Below are 18,801 nucleotides of genomic sequence, written 5' to 3'. Positions count from 1 at the left end.
ACTTCAAAAAATGATGCCACCGGAATCAAAAGCTACCGGTGGCAGAAAAGTGTCGTGCAGTCAGGCGGAGCGTGGCGATGGCTGGTAGATTTCGTTTTCCAATTCGTTCACGGCGTTCTCATAGGATTTTTTATCGCCAAAGCTGTTTTTGATGATTTCTAACGGGCGGCCAAGGGTATCGAAAGGTTTCAGTTTTAGCACCTGAATATCTTCAATTTCGTGCACACCCTGATCGGCATATTTGTCCAGCAGCGTATTCAAAACGTTCTGTGCGGGCGCGGAATATTTGGTGAAGTAATTACGCTTACGCACGTTGTCCGCGCGTTCACGACGCGTCAGCGGTGGCTGGCCGTAAACGACGTGGCAGAGCAGATCAAACGGGTCGAGATCTTTACCCACTTCTTCCGCCAGCACTTCCCACAAAATACCCAGTTCCTTTAGTTCATCAATGATCACCTGTTTGCGGGTGGCAGACTGCCACTTACGGGTAAAATCATCAAGCGATGCGTAGTCTTTGTCTTTCAGCAGGGTTTTGCGGGTGTAATCCTGGAAGGATTCTGTCACCAGTTTCCCGTCCGCATCGTAATACTGAACGCGTTTTGCCAGCACTTTCACCGGCACGCCGTTCACGTAGAATTTACGGATTGGACGCTCTTCATCTTCTTCAAAAGGCGCGAAATCCGGATCGGGCGTAACGTTATATTCCCCCGGTGTTTCGTGAACGGCTAAGGTATCAGGATCCGCTATTTCATCCGTAGATTCATCTTCCAGCATTTCATCAAACTCAGAATCCGGATCGGAAATGTCCTCCGGCGTGGTGCGGATCACTTTTTCCGGCACGCCATCAAAACGTTCATCGGCGAACAGTTCGGTGGCTTTTTTGAAGTCGAGAATGGTGAACCACAGTTTGCCAAATTTCTCGTTGATACGCGTACCGCGCCCGATGATCTGTTTAAACTTGGTGATCGACTGGATATTTTGATCAAGCACCACCAGTTTGCAGGTTTGGGCATCGACCCCAGTACTCATCAGCTCGGAGGTAGTGGCGATAACCGGATACGGCTTTTTCGGATTGATGAAATTATCCAGTTGCGCCTTGCCGATATCGTCATCACCGGTAATTTTCATCACATACTTTTCATTCTTCACGACCTGCTCTGGGTTCAGATTCACCAGCGCCCGGCGCATACGTTCTGCATGATCGATGTCGTTACAGAAGACGATGGTTTTATCCATCGGATTAGTGCGTTTTAAATAATCGGTGATGGTCTGTGCCACCAGTTGAGTACGTTCATCAATCACCAGCGTGCGGTCAAAATCTTTCTGGTTATAGATGCGGTCATCCACCAGCTCACCGTTTTTATCCATCTGCCCGATAGTAGGACGCCAACCTTGCAGATCAACGTCGATATCTACGCGGACGACTTTATAAGGTGCGAGAAAGCCGTCTTCAATCCCTTCTTTCAGCGAATAGGTATAAACCGGCTCACCGAAGTAATCGGTATTGGACACGTCGTCAGTTTCTTTCGGGGTTGCCGTCAGGCCGATCTGCGTGGCGCTGCTGAAATAATCAAGAATTTCGCGCCAGGCGCTGTCTTCCGACGCGCTGCCGCGATGGCATTCGTCAATTACAATCAAATCGAAGAAATCAGGAGCGACTTGTTTGTAAGCTTTCTGATGTTCTTCCGGCCCGGTGATGGCCTGATAAAGCGCCAGCTGAATTTCATATGCCGGATCGATATTCCTTCCGGTAACTTTTGCCATCGCGGTGCCAAAAGGCTGGAAATCATTATTCTTTGACTGATCGACGAGGATATTGCGGTCAGCAAGAAACAGAATGCGTTTCTTATTTTTCGCTTTCCACAACCGCCAGATTATCTGGAAGGCGGTATAGGTTTTACCGGTGCCTGTGGCCATCACCAGAAGCACGCGTTTTTGCCCGGCTGAAACAGCGGCTATGGTTTTGTTAATCGCCTGCAACTGGTAATAACGCGGGGATTTACCGGTGCTGTCATCGTAATAATCCTGACTGATGACCGGCAGCTGCTCAGCGGTAAATCCTTTCCAGACGCAATATTTTTCCCAAAGCTGTTGCGGTGTCGGGAAATCGGCAAGTGATATTTCTGATTCGAGTTGTGAGGGATTGGTTTTGTCGTGAAATATAAAACCATCGCCATTGGAAGCAAACACAAAAGGCACATCAAGCAAACGAGCGTAATCCAACCCTTGCTGCATACCTTTGCCGATCTCATGCTTATTGGCTTTCGCTTCTATCACTGCGAGTGGTAATCCCGGCTTATGGTAAAGCACGATATCAGCGGACTTCACCGTCAGGCGTGCCGCTAGCTTTCCTCGCACTACAACCTTGCCATCGCGGAGTTTTACCTCCTGGCGAATCTGCGTCATCACATCCCAACCCGCCTCTTTAATTGCAGGCAGGATGAATTTTGTGATGATGTCCGTTTCGGTCAGATGAGTTTTGTTAACGCCAGCCATAGCAGAGATCTCAACGATATTGGGTTAATTCTGATTTTACACAGGTTAGTGCGTCAAGTAATGACATGAAACGTTGTTTTGAGCCATTGGCACCCGGCAAACGAAATCAAAGACCGCATCAAAATTGCAGCGACTTCTTTTTTGCAGCATGTTGTGGGCTAAAAGGACTTTTTACTCTGTGACTTGGTTCGTGTGAACAGGAGCGTAATGATTCCCGTGTTCTATTCTCGTCAGACTTAAATTGGGGCTACTCATGAACGATTAATGGGATCTGTGATTTTACGTGGCAGTAATTAACCAGACGGCTAATTTATTATCAACACCTTACAGATGGATTCGATTCCTGCAGGGGACACCATAACGTTGCAACTTCCTTTTAAATTTCTCCGCTGTCTCGACGAATACGCTGACGCCCTATTGATCTTGTTCGTCTGTCATTAATTCTCTGATTCATCACGTCGCAATCGAACATCCGGACACTGGTTAAATATCAGCATTGTTTGTGAGGTTATTAGGAGTACTCTCGTCGCCACCTCAACTGGACAAAAGTACTCATCACAAGGATGCAGTAAGATCATGCGTTTGCCTGGACTTATCTTTTTCGCAGTGACGCTTCTATTCAATACAGCCATTGCAAAGCAGCACACCCCGTCAGTCTCTCAGGATAATGAGCTCATTGAGCAAGGGGATTACATTAACTCGGACGGGCAGGATGTTCACAGTCCGGCACATACCCGATCGGGAAATGCACCTGACGGCGCATCCGCTAAGTGCAGGGATGGCACGTACAGTTTCAGCCAGCACCGTCGGGGAACCTGTTCAAGACACGGTGGTGTAGCGGAATGGCTTAATTAAAAGCATCTCCACAAATTCCAAATTCTGAGACCTCACGCAAACTTTTCTGCAAAAAATTTGTTTTACTTGCACATGTTAAGAAATGTTACGGAAATGAGTTCGTAATGACATCTAAGACGTAAGTAAGGAAACTTTTAATGAAGACTTTGACCACTTTTTGCCTCGCCAGCCTTTTCTCTGTCAATGCATTCGCCCTTACCGGCAACGATGCGACCACCAAACCAGACCTTTATTATCTGAAAAATGATCAGGCCATCAACAGTCTGACACTGCTTCCGCCGCCTCCGGCCGTGGGCAGCATTGCATTTTTGAACGATCAGGCGATGTATGAACAGGGCCGTCTGCTGCGATCCACCGAACGTGGTAAGCAGGCTGCTGAAGATGCAAACCTGAGCGGTGGCGGCGTGGCGAATGCCTTCTCCGGTGCGTTCGGTTCACCGATCACGGCCAAAGATACGCCGGAGCTGCACAAGCTTCTGACCAATATGATTGAAGATGCTGGCGATCTGGCGACGCGCTCTGCCAAAGAGAAGTACATGCGCATTCGTCCGTTTGCGTTTTACGGCGTCCCGACCTGCAACACTACCGAGCAGGATAAGCTGTCGAAGAATGGATCTTATCCTTCAGGCCACACCTCTATCGGCTGGGCGACCGCACTGGTTCTCACCGAAATCAACCCGCAGCGTCAGGATCAGATCCTTCAGCGCGGTTATGATTTAGGGCAGAGTCGTGTGATTTGCGGATATCACTGGCAGAGCGATGTGGATGCCGCACGTATCGTCGGCTCCGCAGTGGTGGCCACGCTGCACACCAACGATGCTTTCCAGCAGCAATTGAAGAAAGCGAAAGAAGAATTTGCGAAACAGCATAAATAAACCGGCGTTAAGGATTTAACGCAGTAGCCTGACAGGCGGCGCAAAGCCCCTGTCAGGCACATTCATCACCAGCCTGGCACGGCCCCGCCGTTGAAGATTTTCTCCGCCGCTTTCGCCACTTCCGGCGACTGATACGATTTCAAAAAGTCTTTCACATTCTCTGCCTCTTTATTGTCTTCCCGCGCGACCAAAATATTCACGTAAGGCGAGTTTTTATCTTCAATAAAGACGCTGTCATGCACCGGCGATAATCCTGTCTGCTGAATGTAAGTGGTGCTGATGATCGCCACATCGACTTTCGGGTCATCGAGCACACGTGGCAACTGCGCGCCTTCCAGCTCCATAATGTTCAGATGGTGAGGATTCTCAGTAATATCCAGCGCCGTCGGCAGCAAACCTTTGCCCTCTTTGAGCGTGATCAGTTTTTCTTTTTGCAGCAGCAAAAGCGCGCGGCCCAGATTGGTCGGGTCATTAGGGATCGCGATGGTTGCACCCTCTTTCAGCTCATCGACGGTTTTAATTTTTTTCGAATATCCGCCCATCGGGAAGACAAACGTATTGCCGACGGCCACCAGATGATAGTTATGCGCCTTATTATCTTGCTCGAGGAACGGGCGATGCTGGAAGACGTTCGCGTCCAGTTCGCCGTGATCTGTCGCGTCATTGGGCAGCAGAGAACCGCTGAACCCTACCAGTTCGACGTCGAGACCGTATTTTTCTTTGGCGACTTTTTTCGCCACTTCCGCAACATCCTGCTCGGCACCGTTAATTACACCCACCTTAATATGCTTCGTATCACTGCTTTTTTGATCACAGCCCGCCAGCAGTAAACCTGCCAGCAACACCGCCGCGCCGGTGCGGAAATAAGAGGTCGTCAGTTTCACTTTTTATCCTTAAAAAATAGGCATTAATGGCCAAAGAAATGACTATAGCAGGATGCCTGTGGCGGTTTAAAAAACGAAAAAGTATCGATAAGAAGAAAAAAGCATATGACTGAAATAATGTGGATTAGGCAAATGCGCCACGCCGCCACTGAAAATCAGGAAAAGCCATCCATATGTTTTACTTATATCCACCAGAAACAATTTGCCTTTATGGCCTGTTTTCGTAAAAAGTGGTTGTCTCGCGTCCCCCTCCACGGAGCAGCAGGAATGGAAATTATCGAAGCGGATGAACAGCATGTTCCCGCTATGCACAAAATTTATGCCTGGCATGTTATTCACGGAACCGCATCGTTCGAGACGCAGCCGCCGGGCGAAGAAGAAATGTCTGCGCGCCTGAAGAAGATTAAAGACGCCGGGTTGCTCTGGCTGGTTGTGCTGGAGGACGGGGAAGTTAAAGGTTACTGCTATCTAGGCCGTTATCGCGAGCGCTTTGCTTACCGCCATACGCTGGAGGATTCGATTTATATCGATCCCAATTTTCAGAAACGCGGTGCGGGGAAAGCGTTAATTCGCCGCGCCATAGACTGGGCGGAAACCCACGGCTACCGGCAGTTGATTGCCAACGTGGGCGACAGTGAAAATAACGCGTCGATTGGCCTGCATCTTGCCGCCGGATTCCGCGTTACGGGTACGTTGCACTCGGTGGGATTCAAACACGGACGCTGGCTGGATACGGTCTTTATGCAACGCGCGTTAGGTGAGGGAAATCAGACGCTGCCTGCGCAGTAACTCGTTTCAAGACGGGCAGCCGGGCTGCCCGCTCTTCTCTTCATTATCCCGCGGCAATTTCGTTGCGAACCGCTTTGTGGGTGGCTCTTCCGCCCCACACTTCCTGATACTGATAGCCGGTCAGATCCTTGATAACCTTCTGACATTCAGGCGTACAATCCTGAAGATTACCCCCCAGCTTCAGGCGGGCCACTTCCTGAATCAACATTTTGTGGGTTTCGCGCGTCAGTTTGAATTTGAAAGTCATGTAGAAACTGACCGCCAGCAATGCCGCGGTAGCGAATACCAATAACCCGATGATGGCATCCAGCGCACTGTCAGGCTGCACGCCCTGTCCTTTAACGAAACCACTTTCCTGCAATACGATGCCGATAAGCATAATAGCCAGCGCGACGGTGCTTTTGCGCGTCAGCACCATAACCCCGGCGAAGATCCCTTCGCGGCGTTTTTTGGTGACTATTTCATCAACATCGGGAATAAAACTGTAGATATTCCACGGAATATAATACAACCCGGCGCGGGCAAAACCGAATACAGCAAATACGCCTGAGAACAACAGAACCGATACCGCCATTTCGGTGATATAGACGTAGAATAAAAAAGCCAGCACGCAGAAAATAATGCCATACGCCAGACGAAGTGCCCCGGATGGCGTCATATTCATTTTTTCAAGCAACATCATAAAACCAAAGGTCGAAGGCACCGATGCCAGTGCAGCGACCGTTAAATATCCCGATACCGCCGACGCGTCGAGGTGTAATCCGTACACCACGTAATAGGTAAATACGGCGCCGAAAACGTCGAGCGCAGTAAATGAAAAGATATAGATAATAATGTGCTGGCGGAACATACGTATTTTAAAAGACGACAGGAGATCTAAAACCAGACTTTTTAAATGATGCCAGAGATTACCGCTGCGCGCGCCGAGCGGTTCCGGTTCAAACTCTTCGCGCACGTCTTTGGCTTCCCAGGTACACATCCAGGTGGTAAATACCGCGAGACAAAAAATACACGCGAAAATAATGCCGGTATAGGTATAGGTCATCGGATTATCTTTACCGGTGAACTGCATAATGACGCCAGGGATCGACACCGCCAGCAGGCCGCCAAGCTGGGAGCAGATCATGCGCACGCCGGAAAGGCGGGTGCGTTCGCTGAAGCGGTTGGTCATCTCCGAGGAAAGCGTCTCCCAAGGCACCAGCACCATGGCAGAAAGCAGTTCGATAGACAGATAGGTGCCGAGATAATACCAGTAGCTCATGTCGGTCACCCAGACCAGCGCATACAGGAACATCATCGGGGCGCTTATCAGCAGGAAAAAGCGACGGCGGCCAAATTTTTTCCCAAGCCATGTATTGGCGAAGTTATCGGTGATGTAGCCCATGATCGGGCTTAATATGGCGTCGATCACGCGGGCGATAGCGAATATCGATCCCGCTTCTAAAACGGATAATCCGCAATAGGTGGTGTAAAAAAATAACAGCCAGGTACCGATCACGGCGAATGCACCGCCACCAAATAAATCCGTCACGCCATATCCTATGGCTGTGCCGTAACCGACTCTGCGTTCAGTAGGTTTCATTTTTATTATCCTGTGAATGTAGGGTTATTATTAAAGTTATTTATTCAATCGTTATCCATTGTCTTAATTGTGAGGATCGATAAATCGCCTCTACCATATTCAGAGAAATTTCCGCATCGGCCAGCGAGGTATAGTTTTTATCTTCAGGATATTGCACAGAGTGCGTGAAATTGATGATGGCCTGACGATGGCTGTCGCCCCAGTAACTTTTCGTATTCCCCGCCGGACTGAGATCGTTCACCAGCAGCGTTCTGGTTTCACCTTCGATCAGCCACAGCGCATTGTGGTGCAGTTGCAGCAGCCCTTTCTCGCAGTGAATTTCCAGCAGCAGCGGTGAATCGGTGCTGTGCCCGTTGCTGGCATAAAACAGGCCGCGGGCACCGTTCGCCAGTTTCATGCTGGCCATCGCGGTGTCTTCGTTTTCGGTCACGTCGGTCAAAAAATGGCTGTCCACCACACCTTTGAGCGCGTGAATGCCGCCGCCGAACCACTGCATCAGATCCAACGTGTGGATCGCCTGATTGATAAGCAGGCTGCCCCCTTCAGTGGAGAAGCGCCCGCGCCACGGGCTGTCGGAGTAATACGCGCCACCACGCGACCACGTCAGCACCGCTTTAATACTTAGCATGTTGCCAATTACGCCACTTGCCAGCATTGCGTAAATCTTCTGGCTCGACGGATTCAGCCGGTTCTGATAACACACGCCGAGCAGCCTTCCGGAAAGGCTTTGGGCCTGCCGGATCGCTTTGACTTCGGTGGCGTTGAGCGCCACCGGCTTCTCGGTGAAAACGTGCTTTCCGGCCGCCAGCGCGGCGAGGATCGCATCCTGATGCAGATGATGTGGCAGACAAATATGCACCACGTCGATGTGCGGATCGCGCAGCATCACACCATAGTCTGTGTAAAAATCGCACTGATATTGCTGCGCCAGCCCCAGCCCAATATCTGCATCGCATTCGGCGATGGCCAGCAACCGGCTGGCCGGGTTTTGCAGGATGGCCTCTGCGTGACAGGTATGGATCGCCCCGCAGCCGATGATGGCCGCATTCGTGATTTTCATGGTCCGCCTCCCGAATTACTCCGACTGATTCGCCAGCATTTGCGCTCGCACACACAGCTCGGCGGCTTTGAATGCATGGTCCTGCGTCATGGCTTTTTCAGTGCGATGCAGACAATCACGTATCAGTTCGCCGAAGAACGGGAATCCAACGGTACCTGACACCGGATAGCGGAACTCGCCGCGCTGATTCACCAGATACACCACGTCCTGATCCCCACGGGTAAGATCGACATATTTGCGGATCTCGATATAACCTTCGGTGCCCAGCAGCGTGAGTCGCCCGTCGCCCCAGGTGCTCAGCCCTGGTGGCGTAAACCAGTCGCAGCGGAAATAGCCGCGCGCGCCGTTGTCACCTTCGAGCATCGCGTCGCCAAAATCTTCAAAGCGCGGAGATTCGGGATGATTGAAATTTACCGCCTGCGCCGCCACCACGCGCGCATCGCTGTTAGCGGTGTAGAAAAGGAATTGTTCTATCTGATGACTGCCGATATCGCACAAGATCCCGCCGAACTTTTCCTTTTCATAGAACCAGTCCGGGCGGCCTTCGCCCTCGCGATGTGGCCCGGTGCCGAGCGTCTGCACAACACGCCCGATCGCCCCTTCCTGCACCAGTTGTCCGGCAAACACCGCGCTTTCCACGTGCAGCCGTTCGCTGTAATAGACCGCATATTTTCGCCCTGTGGCGGCCACTTTGGCTTTCGCTGCGGCCAGTTGCCCAAGGGTGGTCAGCGGCGCTTTATCGACGAAGTAATCTTTGCCGGCGTCCATCACTTTCAGCCCGAGTTCACAACGCTCAGAAGGGATCCCCGCGCCCGCCACCAGCTGCACCTCTTTATCGCCGAGAATAACGTCCAGTGAATCAGCCACCGCCACCTGCGGATACTGGCTGACGAATTTCTGCACCTTTGCCGGATCCGGATCGTAAACCCATTTCAGGCTGGCACCCGCTTCGATAAGCCCGTTGCACATGCCGTAAATATGCCCGTGATCCAGCGCCGCGGCGGCTATCACGAATTCGCCCGGTTTCACAACCGGCTGAGGTTTACCCACCGGCGCGTAGTTCATGCCATCTTTATTACTCATTTTCAGACACCCTTATCCATGTTTTTGCCGAGCGGGATCGCCTCTTCATTGGCGAAGTTTTCTACGGAGGCCGATTTCTCATAAAAGTGCGGGGCCAGCGACACCAGCCCACCGGTCTGATAGAACGGATCCCCCGGCAGGATCGGCAACGTCACGATGCTGCGGGTGATGGCTGATTTATAAATGGCGGCGATGAGTTCCAGCGATCGCTTGCCCTGAACGCCGTCGATCAGCGGCGGCGTATTGGTCTCGAGTGCGGTCAGGAAATTATCGATCTGGCCGGTGTGCAGCGTATAGGTCAGCCGGGGGATCGACTGATACAGATCGTCGAGGCGGCTTTCCCGCGCGGTATCGCGTGCATCGACAGGGAATCCGTTGGGTGCGGAAATGCTGGCAAATTTGTCCCAGGGTGCAGAAATCCGCGCCTTTTCGCCCTGAATCACCATCTTCTGATCTTCGCCGTGATGCACCACCGAGGCGGTCAGCTGCGTCAGCGCGCCGGAGTCATATTTGAAAATCGCCGCCGAGAGATCTTCCACTTCGGCGTTATCGTGCGCGGTGTTGGTTATCATCGAAACCACTTCAGACGGAAATCCGAGCATCCACTGGATCGCATCAATATGGTGAACCGCATGGTTGAGCGTGCAGCCGCCCGCCTCTTTCTCCCAGGTGCCGCGCCACCACAAATCGTAATAGGAGTGACCGCGCCACCAGAAGGAATCCACCTGCGCATGACAGACTTTGCCCGCTTCGCCGGAATCGATGACTTTTTTCAGCCGCCAGAAGGCATCAGTAAAGCGGTTCTGCGCGATAATCGACAGCGTTTTTCCGCTCTCCTTCGCCGCCACAATCATTGCATCGCATTCCTGCAACGACGCCGCCATCGGCTTCTCGCACAATACGTGCTTGCCGGATTTCAACGCATCAATGGAAATTTCCGCATGTACGTACGGCGGCGTGCAGATATCAAAGACGTCGATATCCGGATCGTTGAGGATCTCCTGATGGCTGGCATACACTTTCGCCGTCGCGAGACTGTAATGCCGTTTTTTCTCCTCTGCTTTTTCGGGGTAAATATCGACCAGTGCGACTATCTGACAACGGTCAGCAAACTCTAAATATCCCTGAATATGGTTGTGCGAAATATTACCGGTACCAATGATTGCTATTTTCAACATTATTTCATTCCTGATTTCAGACTGACGGGCAGCCGTCACCTTGCTGATTTAATGACGATTTTAATTAATCTGTTATTAAATCCGGCGCGGATAAATACGTTATTTATTTTCTGATGCGAATTGGATTGAGAATAGTAATGACATTTTTTTCCAACAACCGGTATTTGTGACAGGAATTGCAGCGCGGGGTTTTGGATTTGCTATGATGGTGAATAGCTGATGATTTACAAACAGTTAACTGTGGTAATAAGTCCATAAGCTAATGAGGCGTTGATCACAAAATGACAGGAAAATTAAAAATCAGGCAAATAGCCGAGTTAACGGGGCTTTCTCCCAGCACCGTTTCCAGGGTATTAGCAGGCAAAGCGAATGTCAGCCCGCAGGCAAAAGAGAAGGTATTTACCCACGCAAGAAACATGGGTATTTTACGCGACATTCCGGCCAGCCGGTTGTTAATGAATACCCTGTTAATTTGCGCGCCCCCGGCGGCATTCTCTCCTCATGAAGATCTCTACTATTACGAAGCTATTCAGGAAATAACGGCTGAGGTCACGCGTTTCGATATCCACGTCCGTAAATGTGCGCTGGCGGTTAACGAACCGGATATCGCCAACTTTATGCAGGCGCTTAATCAGTCAGATGTCGATGGCATTATTATCATCGGCATCGACGACGTGATGCTCTACCGGCTGGCCGCCGAATCGAATAAACCGGTGGTGTTGATCAACGCCAGAGACAACGAAATGCGCCTCGATTGTGTGTCAGCCGATCATTATTCCCTTGGCTACAGCGCCGCGAACTATCTGTTTCAGCGCGGTCACCGGCCTGTTTTACTTTTCACCGATCTGCGCAGGGAAACCATGATGCAGCGGCTGGACGGTTTCAAACGCGCCTGTCTCGAATACCACATTGCGTTCGACGAGGCCACGCACCTGCTGGTCAATAAAGGCAATGGTAAAGAGCAGGCCAGAGAAATTATTGAAAAGTACCTCAGGGAACATAAGCGCGAAACACTGCCTTCGGCGATTATCTGCGGCGGCGATCCGATAGCGCAGGCGACGCTTGAAGTCCTGAGGGAGCACGGCATTCTGGTGCCGGAGGATATTTCGGTGATGAGTATGGATTTCGCACATGGGGTGAAAAATCTTTACCCGATGGATTTCACCGCCGTTAATCTGCCCTGCCGCGAACTGGGGACGGAAGCCGTCTATATCCTGCAAAGCCGTCTGATGCGCGCCTCTGGCGCGAAATTCAACCTGCTGTTACAGGGGAAAATTCACCCCGGTCAGTCGGTCGCTGATGTGAAATGGAAGCGCAAAGGGCTTTATCCGCAGCAGGTTGGGCTATAAACAAAGGCAGTGTCATATCACGTAATGACAGTGATTTATTACACTGCCTGACTTCTCTGCCGGATCCTGCATGATGCATCGCGCAGGGCACATTCTCAGCATCACAGTCCGGGTTCTCCTGCTAGACTTTTCGGTCTTATCCTCAAAAAACCGATGTGGAGCTTTCAATGTCAGATAACTATCAACCACCGAAAGTCTGGACGTGGAATAAAGACGAAGTCAGTAAGTTCTCGAACATCAACCGCCCGGTAGCCGGTCCGACGCATGAGAAGACGCTGCCGGTGGGTAAACACCCGCTTCAGCTCTATTCACTCGGCACGCCAAACGGCCAGAAAGTGACGATCCTGCTGGAAGAGCTGCTGGCGCTTGGCGTTACCGACGCGGAATATGACGCTTTTATCATCCGCATCAACGAAGGCGATCAATTCTCCAGCGGCTTTGTGGATGTAAACCCAAACTCCAAAATCCCTGCCCTGCTCGATAACTCCGCCACCCCGCCGATCCGCGTGTTTGAATCCGGCAACATCCTGCTGTATCTGGCAGAAAAATTTGGCAAGTTCTTGCCAAAAGATCTCGCTGGCCGCACCGAAACCCTTAACTGGTTGTTCTGGCTGCAAGGTTCCGCGCCGTATCTTGGCGGCGGCTTCGGGCATTTCTACCATTACGCGCCGGTGAAAATCGAATACGCCATCAACCGCTTTACGATGGAAGCTAAACGACAGCTTGACGTGCTCGACAGACAACTGGCTGATCATCGCTTTATCGCAGGTGAAGAATATACCATCGCCGATATCGCTATTTTCACCTGGTACGGCAGCCTGGCCAAAGGCGGCCTGTACGAATCGGGCGAGTTCCTCGATATCACGTCATATAAGCATTTCCAGCGCTGGGCCGATGAAGTCGCCAGCCGTCCGGCGGTGAAACGCGGGCGAATCGTTAACCGCACCTGGGGCGAAAGCGATGAACAACAACTTGAAGAGCGCCACGACGCGTCAGATTTCGATGACAAACTGAAGTCATAACCGGTTTGCAGAACGCAAAAAGGGCGGGATCGATTCCCGCCCTTTTCATTGAAAATTCGTTTTACACCAGATATTTGTTGAACCACGCCACCGTTCTGTCCCACGCCAGATCAGCTGCCGCTTTGTCATAACGCGGAGTGGAATCGTTATGGAACCCGTGATTGACGCCGGGATAGACATAGCCTTCGTACACTTTATTGTTAGCCTTGAGCGCCGCTTCATACGCAGGCCAGCCTTCCGTAATCGGTTTATCCAGCTCGGCATAATGCAGTAATAACGGCGCTTTGATACGCGGCACATCTTCGGCCTTCGGCTGACGACCGTAGAAAGGCGCTGCCGCGGCCAGTTCAGGATAGGCGACTGCCGAGGCGTTCGCCACGCCACCGCCGTAGCAAAAACCGGTAATCCCGACTTTGCCGGTCGCCGTTTCATGGTGCATCAGAAATTCAATCGCGGCAAAAAAGTCATTCATGAGTTTGGTTGGATCGACGTTCTTTTGCAGTTCGCGCCCCTTTTCATCATTGCCGGGATAGCCACCGACGGAACTCAGCCCGTCCGGCGCAAGCGCAATAAATCCGGCCTTCGCGACGCGGCGCGCCACGTCTTCGATATAGGGATTCAACCCGCGATTCTCATGCACCACCACCACACCCGGCACTTTGCCGCTGGCTTTCGCCGGGCGCACCAGATATCCGCGCACGCTGCCGTGCCCCTGCGGCGAAGGATACTGGATGTACTCAGCCAGAATGTCCGGATCGGTGAATTCTACCTGCTCAGCGTAGGCGTAGTTCGGCGTCATCAGCGTGGTGAGCGCCGCCGCCGATAATCCGCCGACCACAAATTTGGCTGAGAGGTCGAGAAATTCCCGCTTGGTCATTTTACCGTGTACGTAGAAATCAAAGTATTCGAGGAGTTCAGGAGGAAAGTCTTTGGCTGTCATTCGCGTCATCGTCAGGCTCCACTCTGTGCAAAAGAAGCCTGAATAATGACCTGACTTTGGCGATTTTGTAAACCAATTGTGAAATCACAGAAAGAAGATGCCGGGGATCCGCAACCCTTTTAGCCAGGAATGCTAAACTGCAGGGTAAAAAAGGAGGATGAAATGGACAACAATCTGAGGGATACGGTGAGAATACATTTTATTGAATGGAACTCAGAATACGAAAGGATGATGACTTCCTCACTCAAAAAAGACTTCAACGTCACTGAAATTTATCGCGTCAAACAGCATTTCAAATCTGTGCAGAAACTACTGCCGGGAAAAACGCTTAAGCGCTGGCATCAAAAACTGCAAATCGCGATTAAATTCCGGCACATTGCCGATAACGATATTGTTATTTCTAATGGTTACAGCGCCTTCCTGATGCTGGACCTGATTGCTCCCCTGCGCTGCAAAAAAATACTGGTGCTGCGGGACTCCGTTGCTGCGCTGACATCCAAACGACGACGCCTGAAATTGCTGTCTGAGAATGAAAATTATCTGGACAGAGTGAGTTCTGTTTTCGACGTCATATACAGTTTTGATCCGCAAGATTGCCTTAAATATAATCTTTCATATGTGGATCAATTTTTACCTTTCACGCTCAGTGAAATTCGCGCGCACGCTGCAGAACCGCAGACAATTTCTTCCCCACTCTCGTGTTTCTACGTGGGGGGATATGACAGTTATCGCGCAGAATTCCTCCGGGAACTTGCCTCATTGTTGCAAAGAAATCATTGTCACCCCGATTTTTATCTGGTTGACGGCGACGAGATGAATTCTGACTATCCTTCTGTTTGTGTTAATAAAAAACTGACATACCATCAAAACATTGAAAAGCTCAAAAAGTCCTCCATTGTTGTGGAAATTAATAAACCGGGGCAAACCGGATTAACGTTACGCGCGCTGGAAGCGATGGCATTTAATAAAAAGCTGATCACCAATAATGTTTCGGTAAAGACGCATGTTTTTTATCACCCGGACCGGGTATTCATTTGGGGGGAAGATAATTTCGAACGAATGACTGATTTCATTGAGGCCATTCCCCCCAAATTAGAGAAGGGGCTGTTAGATAAATACTGCGCAGATGGGATGCTGAAAACACTGGTTGGAACTGCGCTAAAATAAACCTTATATACCCGTAACAGATAAAGAATAAAGGAGACCCTATGAACAACACTCTCGCAGGTCTGAGTAAAGAAGAAATGGACAAAGTGAGTACCGGGCTGGCTGCCGGTACGGTGGTGGTGCGTGAGCGCAATAACCTGCCGGTGAATGCCGAACAGGTGGAGATGGAACAACCGGAACATCTGCGTACGTACTTCCGCGAACGTTTGGCGCACTATCGCCAGCAGCCGGTAAAAAAGTAACCTTCGCCGTTCACTTATTCACGGTGAGAATAGTCGCGGTGAAGAAATCGATAATCGCCTCTTTCAGATGCGTCGCGGCCTCACCCGGCGGCGTTTCGCTCTGATGGAGGCTGACACCGATATCCCCCGCCGCAGGCAGTTCCTCCAGGATCTGCAATGACTCAGGCTTGCCGAAATCAGTGCGCAACGTCACGCCCAGCCCTGCCGACATCGCCGCCCAGATTCCGCTCAGGCTGCGGCTGGTAAAAGCAATGCGCCAGGAAATTCCCGCGCGATCCAGCGCCGCCGTTGCCGCACTGCGCATCAGGCATGGCGCTTCAAACACCAGCAGTGGCAAGGGCTCATTGCTCGCCAGATAATGGCTTAGCGGGAAATTCTGCGGACCTACCCAGCGCAAAGGCACGCGCCCGAGGGACTGGCTTGACGGGAAAAGCGGCGCGTCGTCCGCCTGCCAGCACACGGCCAGATCGAATTCATTGTGACGAATACCGTCGAGCAGCTGCCGGTTACGGGTAATGCTGGCAGAAACCTGCACCTGCGGATGCGCGCGGGTAAAGGTGCCGAGGATCGCCGGTAACAGCGTTTCACCAAAATCTTCCTGCATACCCACATTCAGGCTGCCGCACAGCGTGCTTGCCAGCAGTGCCGCACTGGCCTCGTCGTTCAGGCTGAGGATCCGCCGCGCAAAGCTCAGCATCACTTCGCCGCGTTCAGTGGGCATCAGATGCCGCCCTGACTTCTGCACCAGCTCCGTTCCGGCCTGCTGCTCGAGTTTTTTCAGCTGAGCGCTGACCGCCGAGGTCGAACGCCCCAGCCGGTCAGCCGCCAGCACAAAACTGCCGAGCTCGATGCCGGTGACAAAACTGCGCAAGGCTTCAGCATCAAAGGTTACCGGTCTTTTCGCCATATCTATCATCCTGTTTTATCGTATCAATACTGCTGATATTTTCGATTTTACGGATAATAATAACGGCTTATGCTTCTTTTCACACCCATAAAAGGAGCCTGATATGAGCACAACGCCCTCTACCCTGCGGCCGCCCGAAAACATGGTGCGCCTGACGCCAAAGCTGGCAGAACTGACCGAACAGGTGTTGTTTGGCGATCTGTGGAACAGAATTGAGCTGTCACCGCGCGACCGCAGCCTGATCACCGTTGCCGCACTGGTCGCGCTGAACCGTGCTGAACAGTTGCCGTTCCATCTGGATCTGGCGGTGAAAAATGGCGTCACGCACAGCGAAATAGGCGAACTGATCACCCATCTGGCGTTTTATGCCGGATGGCCTGCCGCCGCCTCGGCGCTCACCCGCTTTGCAGCGCTAAGTGAAGAATAAAGAGAGGTTTTTTATGCCGTTTACCCGAATTTCACTGCCTGCACATCGTATGGACGAGTGGCAGGCCTCGATTTCAGCCATCCTGCAAAACGCGCTGGTGTATACCTTTTCCGTGCCAAAAGATGACTGTTTCCAGCTGTTCGAACCCGCCAGCCCCAGCCAGAGAGTCATTCATCCGGGTTATTTAGCGGGTAACGACTGTTTACGTTCTGAGGATTTTTTATTGTTTCACATCACCGCTGGCAAACCGCGCAACTCGTATCAGAAGCAGGAGTTGTACCGCCATCTGGCCGAAAACCTTCACGTTACACTTGGGATCTCGCCAGCCGACGTAATGATTGTCGTGAACTTTACCCAACCGGAAGACTGGTCATTCAGCCATGGCGAAATGTTTCAGATAGCATAGAAACAAGAAAGGCTGCCCGAAGGCAGCCTGAATCAGGTTTATTATCAGATTACGCGTCCAGGACCACATCGGCCATTGGCGGGATGTAGCCGTAATCATACTCGCCGACCACAAAAGTCTGTTCACCTTTCAGTTTGATTTTCACAGTCGGCGCTTCTGTGCCGCCGATGCGATAATCCATCCCGGTAGTGGCCTTATCGACCGGTACGCTGTCGATAAATGACGTTACCAGACCGTTAGGCATCACATAGTGAGAATAAGTCTGGTATGGCTGAGATGGCGGGTTGCCGAGCACCAGACCGGAACCGTTCAGCGGTACATAAGGGCCGAAAAGTTCATCACTCACGAAGCCGTAAACGCCGTCCGGACCGGTTACGCCCTCGCCATAAGTGAATTTATGGCTGATGGTGAACAGGTAATATTTACCGTCCTGGAACACAAAGTGCGGGCGTTCGGTCTGGTCATTAACACCTACGGCGGTCAGCAACGGTGGCAGCAATGTCCAGCTGTCGCCGTCCTCATCAGCCGCTTCTGCAATACCAATGCAGGCGGTCTGATAACGGGAGTTGCCGACATCTTCATAACCGGGCGGCACATCGCCGATTTCTTCCGGCCCGACCACGTGGGAACCGCGATCGCCCGCCACATTACCTTCAAACAGCATATACAACTTGCCACTTTTCGGGTCACGGAATGGGAACGGGTCGCGAAAGCCCCAGTACGGGTTCTGCGTTTCGGTTTGATAAATTTTACCGTCGGCCTCAAATAAAGGTTTTACCGAAATAAATTCCGCGACTTCAACCCCCTTATTGTTAGTCTTCACGCGGCCACGGACTTTAACAATCGTCGCACCCGGTGTGACTGCCGTATAATATAAATCCACTTCCCCCTTGTTATTCACCAATACCGGCGAACCTGCCCATTCACGCACGGTAGGAGAAACACCTTCAGCCATAACACGGCCACCAAAAACCCAGTCCTTGCCGGTATTAGAATACCAATAGCAAATTTTTGCGCGGCCATGTCGGTTATTCCAGTCCAGCGTAATATCGTAATTTCCTTTGGCATCGATATTAGCGGGATCATTGGGCTGACGTTCAGCCGTCAGGGTAAAGATGACTGACCAGCCGTCGACGGAAAGGACATTACCGTCAATGTCACGCAGCGGCATGGTATCCCAGATAAAGACGTCATCGCTCATCACCGGGAAATCTCCGCTCACCAATGGCTGTGTAGTCGTCGGGTCATTTTCGTTCACTTTGAGCGCATCAGCACGCGTCCAGATGCTCGGTTTTTTCGCCGCCAGCGTCTGTAAACCACTTTCAATTACGTTACTCATAAACCACCTCATCATTATAAAAACCAAAAGACTTCAATTAAGTACCTTGCCGGTTTCACTGCGCTCATTTATATTCATGACCGAAGCGTTGCCGACGAAATTAATACTGAAGCCAATCAGATATTTGATAAAGCGATCGGCGTCCGGTGGTAACTCACAGGACGTACTGATTAATAAGACCCTAAATTTAAAATAAAAAA

18 protein-coding genes are annotated in these 18,801 nt (G+C 51.4%); 9 read left to right on the top strand and 9 right to left on the bottom strand.

Features of this window, described 5'->3' with window-relative positions; genetic code table 11:
- Positions 1-60 precede the first annotated feature (60 nt).
- Entirely contained in the window at positions 61-2,496 is a 2,436-nt protein-coding gene (gene hsdR / locus TU92_RS10015; RefSeq protein ID WP_112166753.1) for an EcoAI/FtnUII family type I restriction enzme subunit R, read from the bottom strand.
- Positions 2,497-3,072: 576 nt separating this feature from the next.
- Here hsdR and TU92_RS10010 point away from each other — a divergent pair.
- Together TU92_RS10010 and phoC are read left to right on the top strand one after the other, a co-directional pair.
- The gene (locus TU92_RS10010; RefSeq protein WP_112166750.1) at positions 3,073-3,351 is read left to right on the top strand and encodes a DUF3761 domain-containing protein; all 279 of its coding nucleotides are present in this window, start codon (positions 3,073-3,075) and stop codon (positions 3,349-3,351) included.
- Between the two features lie 137 nt (positions 3,352-3,488).
- Entirely contained in the window at positions 3,489-4,226 is a 738-nt protein-coding gene (gene phoC, locus TU92_RS10005) for an acid phosphatase PhoC (RefSeq protein WP_056774350.1), read from the top strand.
- A gap of 65 nt (positions 4,227-4,291) precedes the next feature.
- Here the strand turns inward: phoC and nlpA are convergent, their stop codons facing one another.
- Positions 4,292-5,110, bottom strand: a complete 819-nt coding sequence (gene nlpA, locus TU92_RS10000; protein WP_112166748.1) for a lipoprotein NlpA — start codon at positions 5,108-5,110, stop codon at positions 4,292-4,294.
- Positions 5,111-5,377: 267 nt separating this feature from the next.
- Between nlpA and TU92_RS09995 the strand changes: the two genes are divergently transcribed.
- The gene (locus TU92_RS09995) at positions 5,378-5,899 is read left to right on the top strand and encodes a GNAT family N-acetyltransferase (protein WP_112166746.1); all 522 of its coding nucleotides are present in this window, start codon (positions 5,378-5,380) and stop codon (positions 5,897-5,899) included.
- Between the two features lie 43 nt (positions 5,900-5,942).
- Here the strand turns inward: TU92_RS09995 and TU92_RS09990 are convergent, their stop codons facing one another.
- From TU92_RS09990 to TU92_RS09975, 4 genes are read right to left on the bottom strand one after another with little or no spacing between them, the layout of a single operon-like run.
- Complete coding sequence (locus tag TU92_RS09990) at positions 5,943-7,481, bottom strand: MFS transporter (protein WP_112166744.1); 1,539 nt, start codon at positions 7,479-7,481, stop codon at positions 5,943-5,945.
- Positions 7,482-7,521: 40 nt separating this feature from the next.
- A complete protein-coding gene (locus tag TU92_RS09985) occupies positions 7,522-8,541 on the bottom strand; it encodes a Gfo/Idh/MocA family protein (protein ID WP_112166742.1) in 1,020 nt (339 codons plus the stop codon).
- A 15-nt stretch (positions 8,542-8,556) separates the two neighbouring features.
- On the bottom strand, positions 8,557-9,624 hold the full coding sequence (locus TU92_RS09980; RefSeq protein WP_112166740.1) for a Gfo/Idh/MocA family protein: 1,068 nt from the start codon (positions 9,622-9,624) through the stop codon (positions 8,557-8,559).
- A gap of 2 nt (positions 9,625-9,626) precedes the next feature.
- The gene (locus TU92_RS09975; protein WP_112166738.1) at positions 9,627-10,802 is read right to left on the bottom strand and encodes a Gfo/Idh/MocA family protein; all 1,176 of its coding nucleotides are present in this window, start codon (positions 10,800-10,802) and stop codon (positions 9,627-9,629) included.
- A 281-nt stretch (positions 10,803-11,083) separates the two neighbouring features.
- Here TU92_RS09975 and TU92_RS09970 point away from each other — a divergent pair, with 281 nt between their 5' ends.
- Together TU92_RS09970 and yghU are read left to right on the top strand one after the other, a co-directional pair.
- A complete protein-coding gene (locus tag TU92_RS09970) occupies positions 11,084-12,151 on the top strand; it encodes a LacI family DNA-binding transcriptional regulator (protein ID WP_112166736.1) in 1,068 nt (355 codons plus the stop codon).
- 167 nt (positions 12,152-12,318) lie between these two features.
- Positions 12,319-13,173, top strand: a complete 855-nt coding sequence (yghU, locus tag TU92_RS09965) for a glutathione-dependent disulfide-bond oxidoreductase (RefSeq protein WP_112166734.1) — start codon at positions 12,319-12,321, stop codon at positions 13,171-13,173.
- Positions 13,174-13,234: 61 nt separating this feature from the next.
- Here the strand turns inward: yghU and yghX are convergent, their stop codons facing one another.
- Positions 13,235-14,122 carry a YghX family hydrolase gene (yghX, locus tag TU92_RS09960; RefSeq protein WP_112166733.1) on the bottom strand — a complete coding sequence of 296 codons (888 nt, stop codon included), beginning with the start codon at positions 14,120-14,122 and terminating at the stop codon, positions 13,235-13,237.
- 153 nt (positions 14,123-14,275) lie between these two features.
- Between yghX and TU92_RS09955 the strand changes: the two genes are divergently transcribed.
- Entirely contained in the window at positions 14,276-15,280 is a 1,005-nt protein-coding gene (locus TU92_RS09955; protein WP_112166731.1) for a WaaS/CpsH family glycosyltransferase, read from the top strand.
- 41 nt (positions 15,281-15,321) lie between these two features.
- Complete coding sequence (locus TU92_RS09950) at positions 15,322-15,522, top strand: DNA polymerase III subunit theta (protein WP_112166729.1); 201 nt, start codon at positions 15,322-15,324, stop codon at positions 15,520-15,522.
- Positions 15,523-15,532: 10 nt separating this feature from the next.
- Here the strand turns inward: TU92_RS09950 and TU92_RS09945 are convergent, their stop codons facing one another.
- Positions 15,533-16,429: a LysR substrate-binding domain-containing protein gene (locus TU92_RS09945; protein WP_112166727.1), complete on the bottom strand. Its 897-nt coding sequence runs from the start codon at positions 16,427-16,429 to the stop codon at positions 15,533-15,535.
- Positions 16,430-16,532: 103 nt separating this feature from the next.
- On the opposite strand from TU92_RS09945, the gene TU92_RS09940 reads away from it, so the two are divergent.
- A complete protein-coding gene (locus TU92_RS09940; RefSeq protein ID WP_112166725.1) occupies positions 16,533-16,856 on the top strand; it encodes a carboxymuconolactone decarboxylase family protein in 324 nt (107 codons plus the stop codon).
- A 13-nt stretch (positions 16,857-16,869) separates the two neighbouring features.
- Entirely contained in the window at positions 16,870-17,262 is a 393-nt protein-coding gene (locus TU92_RS09935; protein WP_112166723.1) for a tautomerase family protein, read from the top strand.
- Positions 17,263-17,311: 49 nt separating this feature from the next.
- Here TU92_RS09935 and TU92_RS09930 read toward each other — a convergent pair whose 3' ends face one another.
- A complete protein-coding gene (locus tag TU92_RS09930) occupies positions 17,312-18,601 on the bottom strand; it encodes a glycoside hydrolase family 68 protein (protein WP_112166722.1) in 1,290 nt (429 codons plus the stop codon).
- Positions 18,602-18,801 lie beyond the last annotated feature (200 nt).

Origin of the sequence: Rahnella inusitata (assembly GCF_003263515.1) — a bacterium.
Taxonomy (GTDB): Bacteria; Pseudomonadota; Gammaproteobacteria; order Enterobacterales; family Enterobacteriaceae; genus Rahnella; species Rahnella inusitata.
This window is presented reverse-complemented; position numbering and strand designations above follow the sequence as displayed.

Bases quoted from the DNA above. Each gene is read 5' to 3' on its own strand.
- TU92_RS09935 (WP_112166723.1), top strand. From the start codon at position 16,870: ATGCCGTTTACCCGAATTTCACTGCCTGCACATCGTATGGACGAGTGG.
- yghX (WP_112166733.1), bottom strand. From the start codon at position 14,122: ATGACGCGAATGACAGCCAAAGACTTTCCTCCTGAACTCCTCGAATAC.
- yghU (WP_112166734.1), top strand. From the start codon at position 12,319: ATGTCAGATAACTATCAACCACCGAAAGTCTGGACGTGGAATAAAGAC.
- TU92_RS09990 (WP_112166744.1), bottom strand. From the start codon at position 7,481: ATGAAACCTACTGAACGCAGAGTCGGTTACGGCACAGCCATAGGATAT.
- TU92_RS09975 (WP_112166738.1), bottom strand. From the start codon at position 10,802: ATGTTGAAAATAGCAATCATTGGTACCGGTAATATTTCGCACAACCAT.
- hsdR (WP_112166753.1), bottom strand. From the start codon at position 2,496: ATGGCTGGCGTTAACAAAACTCATCTGACCGAAACGGACATCATCACA.
- TU92_RS09995 (WP_112166746.1), top strand. From the start codon at position 5,378: ATGGAAATTATCGAAGCGGATGAACAGCATGTTCCCGCTATGCACAAA.
- TU92_RS09945 (WP_112166727.1), bottom strand. From the start codon at position 16,429: ATGGCGAAAAGACCGGTAACCTTTGATGCTGAAGCCTTGCGCAGTTTT.
- TU92_RS09950 (WP_112166729.1), top strand. From the start codon at position 15,322: ATGAACAACACTCTCGCAGGTCTGAGTAAAGAAGAAATGGACAAAGTG.
- TU92_RS09980 (WP_112166740.1), bottom strand. From the start codon at position 9,624: ATGAGTAATAAAGATGGCATGAACTACGCGCCGGTGGGTAAACCTCAG.
- TU92_RS09970 (WP_112166736.1), top strand. From the start codon at position 11,084: ATGACAGGAAAATTAAAAATCAGGCAAATAGCCGAGTTAACGGGGCTT.
- TU92_RS09955 (WP_112166731.1), top strand. From the start codon at position 14,276: ATGGACAACAATCTGAGGGATACGGTGAGAATACATTTTATTGAATGG.
- TU92_RS09985 (WP_112166742.1), bottom strand. From the start codon at position 8,541: ATGAAAATCACGAATGCGGCCATCATCGGCTGCGGGGCGATCCATACC.
- TU92_RS09930 (WP_112166722.1), bottom strand. From the start codon at position 18,601: ATGAGTAACGTAATTGAAAGTGGTTTACAGACGCTGGCGGCGAAAAAA.
- TU92_RS10010 (WP_112166750.1), top strand. From the start codon at position 3,073: ATGCGTTTGCCTGGACTTATCTTTTTCGCAGTGACGCTTCTATTCAAT.
- TU92_RS09940 (WP_112166725.1), top strand. From the start codon at position 16,533: ATGAGCACAACGCCCTCTACCCTGCGGCCGCCCGAAAACATGGTGCGC.
- phoC (WP_056774350.1), top strand. From the start codon at position 3,489: ATGAAGACTTTGACCACTTTTTGCCTCGCCAGCCTTTTCTCTGTCAAT.